This window comes from Massilia antarctica (genome assembly GCF_015689335.1).
Taxonomy (GTDB): domain Bacteria; phylum Pseudomonadota; class Gammaproteobacteria; order Burkholderiales; family Burkholderiaceae_D; genus Telluria_A; species Telluria_A antarctica.
The window spans coordinates 2,121,576-2,139,772 of the sequence record NZ_CP065053.1; the positions used below are offsets into that span (position 1 = coordinate 2,121,576).

Genomic DNA, 18,197 nt, shown 5'->3' on the forward strand with positions numbered 1-18,197 from the left:
TTAGATGTTTTGCAGCATCCCCGGTGCCTGGAGAGCCTCATTAACACCCCGATCAACGCCATTTCGCCCGAACTGGCCGCGCGCCTGACCGCGCCGAGCGCCGCCTACAAGAACAGCGTGCGTCTTGCGGTGGCCTGCCTGCTGCTGTTCGTCTGCCTGTACTGCGGGATGGCCGGCTGGTTCGTGTACACAGCCTGGCAGGTGTTCGTCGATGGCGCCGGCAGCGACCTTGACGGCTTTTCCTACTTCATGGCCGCCTGCTCGCTGTTCATCGGCGCGTCGATGATCAAGGCGATGGTCTCGGTTCGCAGCTCGCGCCACGAGGGTTTGCTCGAAGTGACAGAAAAGGACCAGCCACGCCTGTTCGCCTATCTGTTCGAGCTGGCCGACGCCGCCCGCGCACCGCGTCCGCACAGGGTATTCCTGTCGGCCAAGGTGAACGCCAGCGTGTTCCACGACATGTCGCTGTACAACCTGATTTTCCCGGCCAGGAAAAGTCTCGAGATCGGCCTGCCGCTGATCAACGTGCTCTCGCGCGGCGAATTGCGCGCCGTGCTGGCCCATGAATTCGGCCATTTCGCGCAGCGCTCGATGGCGGTCGGCGGCTGGGTCTACGTGGCCCGGCAAATCGTCAGCCATGTGGTCACGCAGCGCGACAAACTGGATGCCTTGCTGGAAGGGGTATGCAGGATCGATGCCCGCCTGGTTTTGCTTGCCGGCCCGCTGCAACTGATCATCTGGTCGATCCGCTCGCTGATCGACTCCGTGTTCCGCCTGGTGGTGATGATGCAGCGCGCCCTGTCGCGCGAGATGGAAATGCAGGCCGACCTGGTGGCCGTGTCCTTGACCGGCAGCGATGCCCTGATCCACGCGCTGCACCGCATGCGCGGCGCCGACGACGCCTGGACGCGCGCGCTCGCCTTCATCGCCACCGAACATGCTGGCGGGCGTGCCACGCGCGACGTGTTTTCGGTGCAGACCGAGATGCTGCGGCTGATGAGCGGCATCCTCAACGACCCCACGTACGCCGGGGTCCCGCCCTTGCCCGAGCAAGGCCGCGACCAGCATCGCATTTTCAAGGCCGGCCTGGCCCAGCGCCCCAGGATGTGGCTGACCCACCCGCTCAATCACGAACGCGAAGAAAACGCCAAGCGCATTTACGTGGCCGCGCCGCCCGATCCGGTCAGCGCCTGGGCGGTCTTCGACCACACCGCCTCGCTACGCGCCGGGATGACCCGCTATCTGCTCGGCGAGGGCGACAGCGTCGCGGTCGACCTGGACCAGTCGCTGCAGGCGCTGGCGCAGCCCTTCCAGCGCGAGCAGTTCCACGCGCGCTATCGCGGCATTTATTTTGGCCGCGCGCTGACCCGCCATGCGCGCGACATGAGCGCACTGCGCGCGGGCCACTACCAGGCCAGGCAGGAGCTACTCGATTCGCTCTACCCGGCCGCGCTGGCTGCCGATATCGAACAGCTGCGTACCCTGGAAAACGAACGCGCCCAGCTCGACGCCCTGATCGCCGGAACCTTGACAGCGGCCGGCAGCGAGGTGCACGTGCGCGGCGAAAAATTCGGCATGGCGCAACTGCCGGCCGCACTGGCGCGGCTGCAGGAAGACATCGCCAGGATCGCCGCGCGCTTGCACCAGCACGACTGGCTGTGCCGCAGCTGGCACCAGAACATGGGGCACCAGCTCGGGCGCGGCTGGGACGCGTATCTGGACGGCATGCTGGCGCTGGTGCACTACGCCGAACACCGCCTGGCCGCCCTGCGCGACGCCCAGGGCATGCTCGACAACGCGGTGGCGATGGTCACCGCGCTGCGCCGCGTGAATGCCGACGGCGTCACGCGCGTGGTCGGCGAGGCCAATGAACTGCATAAGGTGATGACCCAGCTCTACCGCGAAGCCGGCTCGGTGCACCTGTCGCCGCGCCTGCTCGAGCAGCTTGGCATGGAGTCCGGCTGGGGCGCGGCGCTGGGCCAATTCGGCATGGAGTTAGCCTACGAAGGCAACATCAACGCATGGATGCGCGAGGCCGCGCCGCTGGTCACGTCGCTGTCCGAGCGGCTCGATGCCTTGCGCGGCGCGGCGCTCGACGAGTTGCTGGCGACCGAAGCGAAGATCGCGCGCTGCTCGCGTATCGGCGAAGGGATGCGCGCCGCCCCGACGCATTCGCGCGTGCCGTCGTCGTACCCGGTGCTGCTGGCGGGCGGCGAACGCCAGCGCCAGCGCCAGCTCGGCTGGTGGGCGCGTTTCCAGCTGGCCGACGGCCGGGCGCCGGCCGCCGCGCGCCTGCTGGTGGCAGGGACGATCGTGATTGCCGCGCTCAGTGCCGGCAAGTTCGGCGCCGGCGGCGTGTCGGTGTTTGCCAGCGACCCGGTGATCATGGTCTACAACGGCCTTGGCACGCCGGTGCGGGTGAAAATCGACGGCAGGCGGCAGAACGTGGCCGCCCACGCGCATATGGGGTTCAGCGTGCCGGTGCTGGGCAAGCATCATGTGGAGACGCGCAGCGAAGACGGGCGCCTGATCGAAGCCTTCGACGCGCTCTCGAAGCCGCTCGCGCATCCGGTCTACAACGTGGCCTCGGCCGCGCCGCTGCTGGAGTGGACGGCGGTCTATGGTCCCGCCGAGCCGGTGCCGCAAAAGATGCTGGGTACGCCGCGCTGGATCGACAGCAAGGTCGATCTCATGTTCGAGCGGCCGCCCCTGGGCATTTCCGGCAAGGGCGGCGGCCACCGCAGCGTGTTGAGCGGCATGGGCGAATTGGCGCCGGAAACCCAGTTGTCGATGCTCGCCGATGGGTCGCTGGCCAGCAGCCTCGCCCTGGTTCATGCGCGCTGGGACAGTACCGCCACGGCGGACGCCGAAACCTGGCTTGGTTTCGCCGGACAGCTCCCGGAATTCGCCGCCGTGCTCCGCGAGCGCCTGCGCGCCGCGCCGCGCGACGTGATGCTGCGCCGCGTCGAGATGGACCGCGCCAGCGCCGTCAGCAAGCCGGCGCTGTGCGCGGACCTCGCCGCCCAGGCGGCGGCGCGGCCCGACGACGGCGACTTTGCCTACCTTGCGCTGCGCTGCCAGGGCGACAACGCCGGCATCGCACGCCGGATGGCCGAAGCGCGCGCGCGCTGGCCGAACAACCTGTGGCTGGCACGCTGGATCGCCTACGACAGGATGCAGGCCGGGGATGTCGCCGGTGCGGTGCCCGCGCTCGAGCAACTGGTGCGCGGCACGCCGGCCATGGCGGACGATGCCGGCATGAGCCTGGCGCGGGTGCGGCGCATGCTGGCGCCGGATTTGTCTTCCGCCGACCTCGGTGCGCTGGCGGCAACATCGCACCGATTGCAGCGCTTGCTGGAGATCGAAGAAGGGCCGTCGCCGCTCGCGTCGGTGCGCCCCTACCAGATGCTTGCGGCCGGGCGCATCGACGAGGCCACCCGAGGGGAGCAAGCGGATCCAGGGCGTACGGCGCACGTGCTGCGGCTGGCGGCCGGCTCGGACGGGGCCGATGCCGCCATGATCAAGCGCGCCATGGCGCTGCCGTTCGGGCAAGGCCAGGACGGCGCCACCATCTGGACCGGGCTGGCGCTGGCGACCCGCCATGGCTACGACGCGGCGCCCTGGCGCGCGGAGACGCGCGCCGCCTCCGGCTCGGACCAGCAGCGCATGCTGGCCTTCTTCGACCGCATCGCCGCAGGCAAGGATCCGCTCGCGGCCGACCGCCTGCTCGACGCGGCCGACCCCGAGATGCGCATGCACGCCTGGAGCGCCGCGCTGGTGCTGTTGGGCGACAAGGCGCCGCCCGCGTGGCGCAAGGCGGTCGCGCGGATGCTGTTTGCATCGGAGCGCCCGTACTTCAAGGAGTCGTAAGCACAGCGCGGATTGCTCACGCCGGAAGTGCCGCTGATCTGCGCCCGGCCGCATCAGGCAAGCGCCATGCCGTGCATGCTCGTCGTTGCATTTTGTGCATATATATTGCGTTTAGACAAAGCCCTCCAGCGTTTCTCCATTAAAATTGAACGTTTTGCATCTTTGCACCTTCCTCAACGCCAGGAGACCGCCATCAACGCCCCGATCAACGCCCCGTCGCCCGAGCTGACGGCTCGCCTGACCGCCCCGAGCCGCGCCTACAAGAACAGCGCACGCCTCGCGGTCGCCGGCCTGCTGCTGTTCGTCGCGCTGTACTGCGGCCTGGCCGGCTGGTTCCTGTACACGCCCTGGCAGGTCTTCGTCGACGGCGCCGGCAGCGACATCGGCCTTTTCGCCTACATCATGGCTGCCTGTTCGCTGTTCATTGGCGTGATGATGCTCAAGGCGATTTTCTCGGTGCGTAACGCCAAGTTGGAGGATTTGCACGAGGTCACCGCCAGTGAGCAGCCGCGCCTGTTCGCCTATCTGTTCGAGCTGGCCGATGCCGCCGGCGCGCCGCGTCCGCACAAGGTGTTCCTGTCGGCCAGGGTGAATGCCGCGGTGTTCTACGACCTGTCGCTGTTCAACCTGATTTTCCCGTCCAAGAAGAACCTGGAAATCGGCCTGCCGCTGGTGAACACGCTCTCGCGCGGCGAACTGCGCGCCGTGCTGGCCCACGAATTCGGCCATTTCGCGCAGCGCTCGATGGCGGTCGGGCGCTGGGTCTACGTGGCCCAGCAGATCGCCGGCCACATGGTCGCGCGGCGCGACAAGTTCGACGAATTCCTGGTCGGCGTGGGCAGGATCGATTTGCGCCTGACCATGGCGGTGGGCGTGCTGCAAGTGATTATCTGGTCGATCCGTTCGCTGATCGACAGCCTGTTCCGGGTGGTGGTGGTGATGCAGCGCGCCCTGTCGCGCGAAATGGAAATGCAGGCCGACCTGGTGGCCGTGTCGCTGACCGGCAGCGACGCCCTGATTCACGCGCTGCACCGCACCCGTGGCGCGGACGACGCGTGGGAGCGCGCGCTGGTCTTCATCGCCGACGAACACGCCGCCGGCCGCGCCACGCGCGACGCCTTCGCGGTACAGACCCACATGCTGCAGCGTATGAGCAGCATCCTCAACGACCGCGCCTATGCCGAAGTCCCGCCGCTGCCCGAGAAGGGGCAGGCCAAGCACCGCGTGTTCAAGGCCGAACTGGCGCAGCCTTCCAAAATGTGGCTCTCCCACCCGCTCAATCACGAACGCGAAGCGAACGCCAAGCGCATTTACGTGGCCGCCCCGATCGACCCGGCCAGTGCCTGGTCGATCTTCGAACGCCCGTCCGCGCTGCGCGAGCAGATGACCAGCCGCCTGCTGGGCGAGGGCGAATCCACCCCGATCGACCTGGAAGAATCGCTCAAGCTGCTGGCGCGTCCGTTCAAGCGCGAACAGTACAACCGCCGTTACTGCGGCGTGTATTTCGCCCGCCCGCTGACCCGCCATGCGCAGTCCCTGGCGCAGCTGCGCGAGGGCCACTACCCGGCGGCGCCGGAAGCACTGGGAACGCTGTACCCGGCCTCGCTGACGGCCGACGTCCATCTGCTGCGCACCCTGCAAGACGAACGCGCCCAGCTCGACGCGCTGATCGCCGGTGTGCTGACGGCGCCGGGCGGGGTGGTGCGCCTGCGCGGGGAAGAATTCAGCAAGAAGCAGCTGCCGGCGGCGCTGGCGCGGGTGCGCGAGGAAATCGATGCGGTCAACGCGCGCCTGCAGCGGCACGACTGGATGTGCCGCAGCTGGCACCAGAACATGGCGCGCCAGCTTGGTGGCGGCTGGGAAGCCTATCTCGACGGCCTGCTGGCGATGGTGCATTACGCCGAACACCGTCTGGCCGACCTGAAGGACGCGCAGGGCATGCTCAATAACGCGGCGGCGGTGGTCACGGCGGTACACCGCGTGACTTCCGAAGGGGTCTCGCGCGTGGTCGGCCAGGCCAACGAACTGCATTACGTCATGGACCAGATCTACAAGGAAGCCGGCGCGGTGCATCTGGACGCGCGCCTGACCGCGCGCATGGAGCTCAATACCGACTGGCGCCAGGCGCTGGGCGAATTTACCCTGTCACTGGCCTACATCGACAACATCAACGAATGGATGCGCGCTTCCGAGAGCTGGGCCAGGCGCCTGACGAACGCGCTCGACGCGCTGCGTCTGGACGCCCTTGAAGAGCTCTTGATCACCGAAACCATGATCGCGCGTTGCTCGCGCGGGGGCGAAGCGATGCCGGCCGCGCCGGGGCCATCGAAGGCGCCGCCGTCGTACCCGGTGCTGCTGCCCGGCGCCGAACGCAAGCGCCAGCAGAAGCTTAGCTGGCGGGCGCGCTTCGAGCGGGCCGACGGCTTCGTGCCGGGCGCCGCGCGCCTGCTGGTGGCCGCGTCAATCGTGCTCGCGGTCCTGAGCGCCGGTTCCTTTACCCGCGGCGGCGTGTCGGCCTTCGGCAGCGATCCGGTCATCATTGTGTACAACGGCCTGGGTACGCCAGTGAACGTGAACATCGACGGCAAGACGGTGAGCGTGCCGGCGCATATGAACCGGGAACTGACCGTGCCGGCGCTGGGCAAGCACCATGTCGAGACGCGCAGCGGCGATGGCCGGTTGATCGAAGCGTTCGACGCCGAGGCCAGGCGCGGCGGGCATCCGGTCTACAACGTGGCGTCGGCCACGCCGCTGGTGAACTGGTGGGCAAATTACGGCAAGGTCAAGCCCAGAGCGGAACAGATACTGGGCGCGCTGCGCTGGACCGACAGCAATGTCGACTTCCTGTTTGCCACACCGCCCAAGAGTATCACCGGCAAGGGCAATGGCGGCTATCGTAGCGTGCTTGACGGCCTGGCCGACGAAGCCCCGGAAACCCAGCTCGGCACGCTGACCGACGAGGCGCAGAAAAAACATGCGGGCCTGATGCACGCGCGCTGGGACGCTACCACCTTGGCGTACAGCGAAAGCTGGTTCACCTACGCCGCCACGTTCCCCGAATATGCGGCCGTGCTGGAGGAACGCTTGCGGCGCGAGCCGCGCGACGTGTTCCTGCGGCGCGCCGAAATGGACTTGGCCAGCGAGGCGCGCAAGCCTGTGCTGTGCGCGGAACTGGGCGCGCAAGCGGCCGCGCAGCCCGACGACGGCGACGCCTTCTATCTCGCGCTGCGCTGCCGCCACGAAGATCCGAACGTGAAGCGCCTGATGCTCAAGGCGCGCGCACGCTGGCCCGGGAACCTCTGGCTGGCACGCTGGTCCGCGTACGACAAGCTGCACTCGAAAGACTTCAGCGCCGCTGCCCCCGATCTCGAACAAATCGTGCGCGCCACGCCTGGCGGAAGCAACTATGCAGGCCTGGACCTGGCGCGCGTACGACGCTACCTCGCGCCGGACGCCGATCTCGGCGATTTGGTGAAAGATTCACGCCGGCTGCAGGAACTGGTGACGATCGAGAAAGGGCCGCTGTCCTCGGACTCGCCGCTGCGCGCCTATTACGCCCTGTCGACCGGACGCCTGAACGAAGCGCACCAGATCGCGGAAGACAATCCGACACGCGCGGCGCATGTGCTGCGCCTGGCCGCCGCTTCCGATGGCGCCGATGCGGACATGATCAAACGCGCCATGGCGCTGCCGTTCGCGGCCGGCACCGACAGCGCCACCACTTGGGTTGGACTCGCGCTGGCGCAAAAGCACGGCTACGATACCGCGCCGTTCCGTAAATCGACCTTGGAGGCGGCGGGACCATACCAGCAGCAGATGCTGGCCTTCTTCGACAGCATCGCCGCCGGCAAGGACCCGCGCGCGGCTGAGCGCCTGATCGACACCGTCCCGCCCTCGGTACGCGCGCATGCGTACAGCGCGACGCTGGTGCTGCTCGGGCAAAAGGCGCCGGCCGAGTGGCGCGTGGCGGTCAAGCGCCTGCTGTTCATATCGGAGCGGCCGTACTTCAATGCGGCGTAAGCACTGCCTGCGACATTGCCAATACCGGGCGCGCAAAGCCGACTATAATTTCCGGTTCGCGCGCACCGTGCGCCCTGTATTGACAACTTTGCCGGAGCTTTACCGATGATCCGTTCTGCGCTGCTGCTTGCCCTGCTGTCCGCCGTGCCCCTTGCGCACGCCGCCCCCGACTTGAGCACCGTCGCGGAGCGTTCGCAATTCCAGAAAACCGGCCGCTACGACGAAGTCATCGCGCTGTGCTCCGCGTTCCAGAAAGCCTATCCGAAGCAGGTCAAGTGCATTGAGTTCGGACGCACGCCGGAAGGGCGGCCTATGCAGGCGCTGGTGGTCACGCGCACCGGTGCCATGACGGCGCAAGCCGCGGCGGCGCGCGCCATCCCCGTGGTGCTGGTCCAGGGCGGCATCCACGCCGGCGAGATCGATGGCAAGGATGCCGGCTTCCTGGCGCTGCGCGAGGTGCTGGACAACCGCGCCGCGCCGGGAGCGCTGGACAAGCAGGTGCTGCTGTTCGTCCCGGTCTTCAACGTCGACGGCCACGAACGCTTCAAGCAGTGGAACCGCCCCAACCAGCGCGGCCCGGTTGAAATGGGCTGGCGCACCACCGCCCAGAACTTCAACCTGAACCGCGATTACGCCAAGGCCGACTCCATTGAAATGCAGGCCATGCTGGCGCTGGTGAACGCGTGGGATCCGCTGGTCTATGTCGACCTGCACGTGACCGACGGCGCCAAGTTCGAGCACGATATTTCGATCCAGGTGGAGCCGGTGCATTCGGCCGATGCCGAGTTCCGCAAGGCGGGGCTGGCGCTGCGCAGCGGCGTGCTGGCCGATATCACGAAGCTGGGCTCCCTGCCGCAGCCGTTCTACATGTCGTTTGCGGAAGACGACAATCCGGCATCCGGCTTTGCCGACGGCGTCTCGGACCCGCGTTTCTCGACCGGCTATTTTGCCTTGCGCAACCGGATTGGCATGCTGGTCGAAACCCATTCGTGGAAGGATTATCCGACCCGGGTGCGCATCACGCGCAATTCGGTGGTGTCGGTGCTCGACCAGGTGGCGCAGCATGGCAAGGCGTGGCAGGCGGCGGCGCGCGACGCCGATGCGCGTGCGGCGCGGCTGGGCGGTACCGAGCTGCCGCTCACTTACAAGGCCACCGACAAGGTGCGCATGATCGACTTCCGCGGTTACGCGTACACGCGCACGCCGTCGGACGTATCGGGCGCCTTGATGACGCGTTACGACGAAACCAAACCGCAAATCTGGACCGTGCCGCTGCGCGACGAGATTGTGCCCGACGTGATGGCCACCGCGCCCAAGGCCGGCTACATCGTGCCTGCCGCGCATGCGGCCATGGTGGCGCGTAAGCTGGGCCAGCACGGCATCGCTTACCGCACCCTGGGCGCAGTGGACGCCAAGGCGAAAGCGGAAGTGGAAACCTTCCGCGCCGAGAAGGTGACGTACGCACCGGCTTCGCTCGAATCGCACCAGCGCGTGACGGTGCAGGGCACGTGGAAAGCGGAGCCGCGCGCGCTGGAGAAGGGCGCGCTGTTCGTGCCGGTGGCGCAGGCCAAGGCGCGCCTGGTAATCGCCCTGTTCGAGCCGGCCGGCCCGGATTCGCTGGTCCAGTGGGGGATGTTCAACACCGCGTTCGAGCGCAAGGAATACATGGAAGACTATGTGGCCGAGGAGGTCGCGCGCGAGATGATGGCGGCCGATCCGGCGCTGGCGGCCGCGTTCAAGGCGAAGGTCGACAGCGATGCGGCGTTCGCCAAGAACCCCCAGGCGCGGCTGGAGTTTTTCGCCAGGCGCCACACCTCGTATGACGAGCGCCTGAACCTGTATCCGGTGCTGCGCACGGCGGTGGCGCCGTAAGGAATTTTCAGACGAACAAACAGGGCCGTTCAACCGGCCCTGGACTTGCGTCGCTTCGTTTGCCTGGCTTTACCAGCACGTGCCTGCTCGATGGATTTCGCCAGATGCGCGGCGTTGGCGGGCGAGCCAAGCAAGTGCACGGTTTCCAACAGGCTGGTGTAGTAGTCGAAGGACATCACCACGGCGTCAGGCCCATCCCCGCGTGAAATCACCGTCACATCGGCATCCTGTATAACCTGATCAATAACGGCCCTCAGGCTGTTGCGTGCATCGGAAAAATGAATGATTCTCATGTAGTCCTCCGTCGTTCCGTATCGTTACAGCGCGCCTGCACTTCAATCCGGCGCCCCGCTGCCAGCGCCGGAATCGAGTTGATGTACCGTATTCATATGCCGGCGGGCGACGTCGGTCTTGAAAGGAGGGGAAATGCGGGGATCGTCCATGACGTCCTTCCAGAACGCGAGCGCCATGCGGTAGCATACGCCCAGATGGCGTAAATCGAGCCGCGCTCCCAGATTCGGCACCCATTCGCGCTCGGTCACTTCGCCGTGCGCACTCGGGCGGTACAGCATCGGCAGCATGTCGTAGGCGTCGAGCAAGCGGCGCTTGCCATCCGGTGTCCACGACAGCGCGATGTTCCCGTGATGCCGGTCCGTATTGCCGATCAGCGCCCCGTAAAGATCGAGCATGGCCACCGTGGCGACATCGTCTTCGGTGAGCTTGCCCATGCGTCCCAGTTCCTGCGCCACCGCGGTCCAATATTGATCGAGCATGCCCAACTCGCCATCGAATGCCTCCAACGTCGCCATGGGCCGGCGCCCTTCAAGTCCGACCCTGTCGATCCGTACCACTTCAAGAAATACCCGTTCTCCGCTTTTTAGTATCGAGGTGCTGACGGCGGCGATGTTGTGGCGCGCGAGGACCGCCAGCGCCAGATGTTCGCAGACCAGCAAGTCGCCCCAGCGGCGTCCGCCCGGTGTGTCCACGGGTGGAGAAAACTTCACCATCACATGCTCCACCAGGCCCTGTTCGCTGCGCTCGACCACCGCGGTGAATTTGGGCTGCTCGCCACCGGCCGAGGAACCCGGCGGCTCTCCCTGCATCACCTGTTCGGCCATCACCGGATACAGCGCGGCGCGCCAGTCCTGCGGGATGAGCGACGCGCGCATCCCGCTCCGGTCGGCGATATACCTGGCGTACGATTCATTGCCTAGAATGAGGTTGCCGGCCGCGTGTTCGCTGCGCCGCGCAAGGTACTGAAGCACATGCTCATCGGTCCACCTGAGGATATCGGTGGGCAGGTCGAGGTCCCGATGTTTGCGCGGCTCGAACCGGCCCAGGAAACCGTGTGGCCGCAAGTCCCTGAGAAACCAGGGCATGCCTGTGTACAAGGTGTATGCCCGGTTGTGCGGCCGGGTCAGCACGTAAAAGCCTCCCTGAAGCGCGGTCAGGTCGCCGATGGCGCTGACCATGCCCGCCGTGGAAACGCAAAACACCGGGACCGGGGCTGTAATCCCGCTCACCTGGCGTTGCAGCGCATACCGGCGCGCTTTGCCCGCGCCCAGCACAACGCCATCCGGTATGACTTGCCACAGACGCGACAAGGTCGACTGGCTGACCGCCAATGCATCCATGATCGTCGATGCGCTGGCCGGCCCGCGCAGCAACAGCCATCTTAACTTGTCAATATGCTCATTCTTGGCCATCGTACCAGCGCCGAGTGAATAGATTCGTTTGCACCCCTGTCACAGGGAAGAAGAACCCGAATGAATAGATTCGTGAATGGATTCGTGAATAGAATCATACGCTCGCCCGCCGTCGACGTAAAAAAGCCCGCATCGGCGGGCTTTTCAGTCAAAACCATCAGCCTCACATCGGCTGCAGCGGAATCGTCCCCATGGTCGGCGTCGAACACGGTTCCTCGTCGAAAGCGATATCGCCCAGCGGGCTGGCCACGCCATCGGCCTTGATATCCTTGAACCCGAACAGCTCTTGGTCCATCAGGTGCGACGGCACGACGGTGGACAGCGACGAGAAAATGCTCTCGACCCGGCCCGGATATTTTTTCTCCCACTCGCGCATCAGGTTCTTGATCTGCTTGCGCTGCAGGTTCTCCTGCGAGCCGCACAGGTCGCACGGGATGATCGGGAACTGCTTGACCTCGGCGTAGCGCTCCGAATCGGCTTCCTTCACGTAGGCCATCGGGCGGATCACCATGTGCTTGCCGTCGTCGGACACCAGCTTGGCCGGCATGGCCTTGAGTTTCCCACCGAAGAACATATTCAGGAAAAAGGTCTCGAGGATGTCGTCGCGGTGGTGGCCCAAGGCGATCTTGTTGCATTTCAACTCATCGGCCACCCGGTACAAAATCCCGCGCCGCAGGCGCGAACACAGCGAGCAGGTGGTCTTCCCTTCCGGGATCAGGCGCTTGACGATGCTGTAGGTATCCTGGTTCTCGATATGGAACGGCACGCCCAGTTTGGTCAGATAAGCCGGCAGGATATCGGCCGGGAAGTTCGGCTGCTTCTGGTCCAGGTTGACGGCGATGATCTCGAAGTGGATCGGCGCGCGTTCGCGCAGGGTCAACAGGATATCGAGCAGCGCGTAGCTGTCCTTGCCGCCCGACAGGCACACCATCACCTTGTCGCCGTCTTCGATCATGTTAAAGTCGCCGATGGCCTGGCCGACCTGGCGGCACAGGCGCTTGTGCAGCTTCTGGTTTTCGTGGGCGACCTTGTCGGCGCTGCGCTCGATCACGTCCGCTTCGCTCATGCTGTTTCCTTGATCTGGAATACCTCGACGCCGACGCCTTCGCAGTCCGGATACACGTCCGGCTTCATGGTCGACACGCACACCGCGTGCACGTTCGGGTGCGCCAGCATCGCGCGCACCACGTCGTCGCACAGGGTCTCCTGCAGGTGCACGTGGCCCTGGGCCATGCGGCGCGCGATGGTTTCGCGCATGAAGTCATAGTCCACCACTTCGGCCAGCTGGTCGTCCTTGGGCGTGGACAGCGCCAGCGGAATGTACAAATCGACGTTGATCAGGACGCGCTGCTCGCCCTTTTTCTCGAAGTCGTGCACGCCGATGTTGATCATCACTTCGTAATTGCGCAGGAACAGGCGGCGGCAGGCGCTCAGCTTGGGGTGGGACAGGGCGGACAGCATAGGGAGTCTTTCAGGTTGTTTTATTTGGTAAGGAACATCACGTCGCGCGCCAGCGGCATCAGGTGCTGGCCGCCGTCGACCACCAGGGTGGTGCCGGTGACGGCGCGCGCGCCCGCCAGGTAGCACACCGCGGCCACGATGTCGTCTGGTGTGCTCGATTGCCCCAGCGGCGTGGCCCGGTGGGCCCGGGCGAAGCCGGCCTCGGTCTGCTCGCCCGACAGCATCGTGATCCCGGGCGCCACGCCGACCACGCGCACCGTCGGCGCGAGCGCTTGCGCGAGCATGCTGGTGGCGGTGTGCAGGGCGGCCTTGGACAGGGTGTACGACAGAAAATCGGGATTGAGGTTGTACAGCTTCTGGTCGAGCAGGTTGATGACGACCGCCTGCTCGCCGGCCGGCGTGGCTGCGTGCAGGGCCCGGGCCAGCAGGATGGGGGCGGCCACGTTGGCTTGCATGTGGCTCGCCAGCAGCGCCGGCGAAAAGTCGGCCGCGCTGTCGTAGTCGAACTGCGAAGCGTTGTTGACGACGCAGCCGACCGGACCGAGTTCCGCCGCCGCGCGCGGCAGCAGGGCGCGCACGCCGGCTTCGTCGGCCAGGTCGCATTGCAGCAGGGCGGCCCGGCGTCCCAGCGCGCCGATGGCGGCGGCCACCTCGCGCGCTTCGGCTTCGGACGAACGGTAGTGCAGCGCCACGTCCCAGCCGGCGCGCGCCAGGCCGAGCGCGATGGCGCGGCCGATGCGGCGTCCGGCGCCGGTCACGAGGGCGACCGGCTGGCGTGCGGTGGATGCGGGTTGTTGCATAAATGAGCAGACTAATAGGCAGAAAAACAGGCGGATCGGGCGCCGCGCCGGCGCGAGCCGCTATTATCGCCTAAAGTTTGCTCAAGCTACCCAAACCGCTCCGGTTTTGGCTCCCTTATGCTCCCAACCGTTGTTCCGTGGCCGGGTCGAACAGGATCGCATGCGACAGGTCGAAGGCAAGGTTGATGCGCTCACCCGGCACGGCGTGCGCGCGCGGGTGGGTGCGGCAGGTGGCGCGCACGCCGCCCACCCAGGTAAACACCAGGGTATCGGGACCGGTCGGCTCGGTCATCTCGACCATGCAGGTCACTTCGGTCGGCTCGTAGCCTTCGTGGGCGCCCGACTGGCGCGCGCTCAGGGCATCGGTTACGTGTTCGGGACGGATGCCGAGAATGACTTCGCGCTCGTGCCAGGCGCCGTATTGGCTGCCGCCGTCCGGCAGCGGCAGCAGGGCGATCTCGCCGTCCACATCGAGCGTGAAGGCGGTGCCGCCGTTGTGCTGCACCAGTTTGCCCTTCAGGAAATTCATCGACGGCGAGCCGATGAAACCGGCCACGTACAGATTGTCCGGGCGGTCATAGATTTCTTGCGGGCTGCCGTACTGCTGCACCACGCCGTCGCGCATGACGGCGATCTTGTCGCCCAGGGTCATCGCTTCGATCTGGTCGTGGGTGACGTAGACAATCGTCGTGCCCAGGCGCTGGTGCATCAGCTTGATCTCGGCGCGCATTTCCACGCGCAGCTTGGCGTCCAGGTTCGACAGCGGTTCGTCGAACAGGAACAGCGACGGGTCGCGCGCAATGGCACGCCCCATGGCCACCCTCTGGCGCTGGCCGCCGGACAGCAAGGCTGGTTTGCGGTCGAGCAGGTGGGTCATCTGCAGGGTTTCGGCCACCCTCGCCACGATTTTTTCCTGCTCCGCCTTGGGCACCTTGCGGATACCCAAGCCGAACGAGATATTCTCGCGCACCGTCATGGTCGGATACAGCGCGTACGACTGGAATACCATGGCGATGTCGCGCGACTTGGGCGGCACGTCGTTGACGACCCTGTCGCCGATCAGGATTTCGCCTTCGGACACCGTTTCCAGGCCGGCGATCATGTTGAGCAAGGTCGACTTGCCGCAGCCGGAGCCGCCGACCAGGATCAGGAACTGCCCATCCTCGATCTCGAGGTTAATGCCTTTTAAGATTTCAGCGCCGTTCGGGTACACCTTGCGCACATTGCGGATCGATAAACTGGCCATCGTTGTGTTTCTCCTGCCTTGAATGAGTTGAAATCAGCCCTTGACCGCGCCCGCGGTCAGCCCGCGCACGAAGTATTTGCCAGCCACCAGGTACAGTCCCAGGGTCGGCAACGCGGCGATAATGGCGGCGGCCATGTTGACGTTGTATTCGGTGACGCCGGTCGATGTGTTGACCAGGTTATTCAGTGCCACCGTGACCGGCTGCGCATCGGCGCCGCCGAACACCACGCCGAACAGGAAGTCGTTCCAGATCTGGGTGAACTGCCAGATGAAGCAGACCATGAAGATCGGCAGCGACAGCGGAAAGATCACGCGGCGGTAGATGGTGAAAAAGCCGGCGCCGTCGATGCGCGCCGCGTTCACCAATTCTTCCGGCACGGTGACGTAGTAGTTACGGAAGAACAGGGTGGTAAACGCCACCCCATAGATGATGTGCACGATGATCAGGCCGGTGGTGGTGTTGGCCAGGCCGGCCATGCCGAGCAGGCGCGCCATCGGCAAAATCACTACCTGGAACGGAATGAAGCAGCCCACCATCAGGGCCGTGAACACCACGTTCGAGCCGCGAAAGCGCCAGTGCGCCAGCACGTAGCCGTTGAGGGAACCGATCAGGCTCGAAATGAGCACCGCCGGTATCGTCATGCTGACCGAATTCCAGAAGTAGGGCGCCAGGCCCTCGCAGCGCACGCCGGTACAGGCGCCGCTCCAGGCGCGCGTCCAGGCTTCGGTGGTCGGGGCCAGCGGCAGGTCGAGGATGGTACCGGTGCGGATCTGCTCGAGCGACTTGAACGAGGTGGTGAGCATCACGTACAGCGGCGCCAGGTAGTACAAGGCCACCAGGGTCAGCAGCACATAGATGAAAATACGCCCCGGGGTGAGCTGCTTCTGATCAGCGTCCATGGCGCGCTCCTTTGGTTTCGAGGTACATGAGTGGCACCAGCACCGCCAGCACGGTGGCCAGCATCATCATGGCCGACGCCGCGCCCAGGCCAAGCTGGCCGCGCGTGAACGAGAACTGGTACATGAAAATGGCCGGCACGTCGGACGAGGTGCCCGGTCCGCCGGCGGTCAGCGCCATCACCAGATCGAAACTCTTGATGGCGATGTGCGACAGCACCAGCAGCACGCTGAAGAACACCGGCCGCAGCGCCGGAATGACGATGCGCAGGTAGATCGTGGGCAGGCTGGCGCCATCGACCATGGCGGCCTTGATGATGGCGTCATCGACGCCACGCAAACCGGCCAGGAACAGCGCCATCACAAAACCCGACGATTGCCACACGCCGGCGATGACGACCGTGTAAATCGCCATGTCGGAGTCGACCAGCCAGTCGAGCCTAGCGTTGACGAAACCCCAGTCGTGCAGCATTTTTTCCAGCCCGAGGCCGGGGTTAAGAATCCACTTCCACGCCGCGCCGGTGACGATGAAGGACAGCGCCATCGGGTACAGGTAGATCGCGCGCAGGGCGCCCTCGGCGCGGATGCGCTGGTCGAGCAGGATCGCGATCGACAGGCCGATGGCCAAGCACAGCAAAATGAACAGGCCGCCGAAGATGCCCAGGTTGGCCGCCGCGGTCCACCAGCGATCCAGGCCGAACAGGGTGGTGTACTGGCCGAAGCCGGCGTACTCGAAGCGCGGCATCATGCGCGATTCGGTCAGCGACAGGAAGGCGGTCAGCACGATAAAGCCGTACACGAATACCAGCGACATCAGGATGGTGGGCGCCAGCACCAGGCGCGCCATCGCTGCGTCGACGCGGGCGGCCCAGCGGCCGGGAACCGCGGGGGCGCGCGTGCGCGCCTGCGGCCCCGGACTGGAAGTCAGGGAGGAAGCGGACATGAATTAGATCTCCAAAAGACGGATGCAGGCCGGCGCCAATGCGGCGGGCCGGGCTGACGGGTGCGCGCGCGGCCGTGAGCCGCGCGCGGGGTGCTACGAGAGGCTTACTGCGTTTTTGCTGCCTTGGCCAGTGCCTGCACCGCTGCCTGAGGGGTCATGGTGGAGTTCATGAACTTGGCCACCACGTCCTGGATCGCGCCGGCCTTGGCCGAATCGAGCGCCATGCCGTGGGCCAGGCTTGGCAGCAGGGCGTTGCCCTTGTTGCTGGCGGCCATGTCATCCATCGACTTGGTGGCGCAGCTGTCGAACTTGGCGCGGGAAATGTTGGCGCGCGCCGGGATCGAACCCTTGTTCAGGTTGAACACTTCCTGGAATTCCGGGCTCATCACGGCCGACGCCAGGGTCAGCTGGGCTTTCTGCTCTTCCGGATTCTTGACCGTGAACATGGCCAGCGAATCGATGTTGAAGGTGAACGATTTCTCGGTGCCTGGCGCTGCCACGCACAGGAAGTCCTTGCCCGCAACCTTGCCGGCGGCGGTGAATTCGCCCTTGGCCCAGTCGCCCATGAATTGCATGCCGGCCTTGCCGTTGATGACCATGGCGGTCGCCAGGTTCCAGTCGCGGCCAGCGGCATCCTTGTCGATGTAGGTCTTGATTTTCGCCAGGGTCTCGAAGGACTTGATCATGGTCGGGCTGGTCAGGCTGGCCGGGTCGAGCTTGACCAGGGACTTGTTGTAGAAGTCGGCGCCGCCGATGCCCAGTACCACCGTTTCAAAGATGGTCGTGTCCTGCCATGGCTGGCCGCCGTGGGCGATCGCCACCAGGCCGGCTTTCTTGATCTTGTCGGCGGCGGCGAAGAATTCGTCGAAGTTGGTCGGGGTCTTGGCGCCGGCCTTGGCCAGTACCGCAGGGTTGATCCACAGCCAGTTGACGCGGTGCACATTGACCGGCGCGGCGACATAGTGGCCTTTGTATTTCATGACGTTGGAGATGACCGGCGGCAGCAGGCTATCCCACTTGCCGGCGGTGGCGGCGCTGTCGATATTGGCCAGCACGCCTTCATTGCCCCATTCCTGGATGGCCGGGCCCTTGATCTGGGCGGCGGTCGGCGGGCTGTTGGCGATCACGCGCGCCTTCAGGGCGGTGGTGGCGTTTTCGCCGGCGCCGCCAGCGACCGCGAAGTCTTTCCAGACCACGCCCTTCGCTTCCATCATTTTCTTCAGTTCGGCGATCGACTTGGCTTCACCGCCGGAGGTCCAGTAGTGCAGCACTTCGACTTGCGGCGCGGCTTGCGCCATGCCGGCCAGGGTGACCAGGCCGGCCGCGGCCAGGAGCGATTTGAGGTGTTTGATTTTCATGGGATTTGTCTCCAACGTTTTTTG

General features: G+C 65.6%; 12 protein-coding genes. 3 read left to right on the plus strand and 9 right to left on the minus strand.

The genetic code is table 11. From position 1 onward, the window contains the following. Nucleotides 1-9 precede the first annotated feature (9 nt). From IV454_RS09695 to IV454_RS09705, 3 genes are all read left to right on the plus strand, one after another. Nucleotides 10-3,870, plus strand: a complete 3,861-nt coding sequence (locus tag IV454_RS09695) for a M48 family metallopeptidase (protein ID WP_206091307.1) — start codon at nucleotides 10-12, stop codon at nucleotides 3,868-3,870. A 162-nt stretch (nucleotides 3,871-4,032) separates the two neighbouring features. Then, entirely contained in the window at nucleotides 4,033-7,890 is a 3,858-nt protein-coding gene (locus tag IV454_RS09700; RefSeq protein ID WP_206091308.1) for a M48 family metallopeptidase, read from the plus strand. Nucleotides 7,891-7,995: 105 nt separating this feature from the next. Further along, nucleotides 7,996-9,762, plus strand: a complete 1,767-nt coding sequence (locus IV454_RS09705) for a M14 family metallopeptidase (protein ID WP_206091309.1) — start codon at nucleotides 7,996-7,998, stop codon at nucleotides 9,760-9,762. A 29-nt stretch (nucleotides 9,763-9,791) separates the two neighbouring features. Here IV454_RS09705 and IV454_RS09710 read toward each other — a convergent pair whose 3' ends face one another. The 9 genes from IV454_RS09710 to IV454_RS09750 form a co-directional block, all read right to left on the minus strand. Beyond that, nucleotides 9,792-10,055: a type II toxin-antitoxin system Phd/YefM family antitoxin gene (locus IV454_RS09710; protein WP_206091310.1), complete on the minus strand. Its 264-nt coding sequence runs from the start codon at nucleotides 10,053-10,055 to the stop codon at nucleotides 9,792-9,794. Between the two features lie 42 nt (nucleotides 10,056-10,097). Further along, complete coding sequence (gene yjjJ, locus IV454_RS09715; protein WP_206091311.1) at nucleotides 10,098-11,468, minus strand: type II toxin-antitoxin system HipA family toxin YjjJ; 1,371 nt, start codon at nucleotides 11,466-11,468, stop codon at nucleotides 10,098-10,100. A gap of 163 nt (nucleotides 11,469-11,631) precedes the next feature. Beyond that, a complete protein-coding gene (gene ttcA, locus IV454_RS09720) occupies nucleotides 11,632-12,534 on the minus strand; it encodes a tRNA 2-thiocytidine(32) synthetase TtcA (protein WP_206091312.1) in 903 nt (300 codons plus the stop codon). After that, the gene (locus tag IV454_RS09725) at nucleotides 12,531-12,929 is read right to left on the minus strand and encodes a dihydroneopterin aldolase (protein ID WP_206091313.1); all 399 of its coding nucleotides are present in this window, start codon (nucleotides 12,927-12,929) and stop codon (nucleotides 12,531-12,533) included. The genes ttcA and IV454_RS09725 overlap by 4 nt, the downstream gene beginning before the upstream one ends. A gap of 20 nt (nucleotides 12,930-12,949) precedes the next feature. Next, the gene (locus IV454_RS09730; protein WP_206091314.1) at nucleotides 12,950-13,729 is read right to left on the minus strand and encodes an SDR family oxidoreductase; all 780 of its coding nucleotides are present in this window, start codon (nucleotides 13,727-13,729) and stop codon (nucleotides 12,950-12,952) included. Nucleotides 13,730-13,844: 115 nt separating this feature from the next. Next, entirely contained in the window at nucleotides 13,845-14,975 is a 1,131-nt protein-coding gene (locus IV454_RS09735) for an ABC transporter ATP-binding protein (RefSeq protein ID WP_206091315.1), read from the minus strand. 33 nt (nucleotides 14,976-15,008) lie between these two features. Beyond that, nucleotides 15,009-15,875, minus strand: coding sequence for a carbohydrate ABC transporter permease (locus tag IV454_RS09740; RefSeq protein ID WP_054265728.1), 867 nt, complete (start codon nucleotides 15,873-15,875; stop codon nucleotides 15,009-15,011). Further along, nucleotides 15,865-16,719: a carbohydrate ABC transporter permease gene (locus IV454_RS09745; protein ID WP_229522312.1), complete on the minus strand. Its 855-nt coding sequence runs from the start codon at nucleotides 16,717-16,719 to the stop codon at nucleotides 15,865-15,867. Before IV454_RS09745 ends, IV454_RS09740 begins: the two co-directional genes overlap by 11 nt. Before the next feature lie 200 nt (nucleotides 16,720-16,919). Then, the gene (locus IV454_RS09750) at nucleotides 16,920-18,173 is read right to left on the minus strand and encodes an ABC transporter substrate-binding protein (RefSeq protein WP_206091317.1); all 1,254 of its coding nucleotides are present in this window, start codon (nucleotides 18,171-18,173) and stop codon (nucleotides 16,920-16,922) included. Nucleotides 18,174-18,197 lie beyond the last annotated feature (24 nt).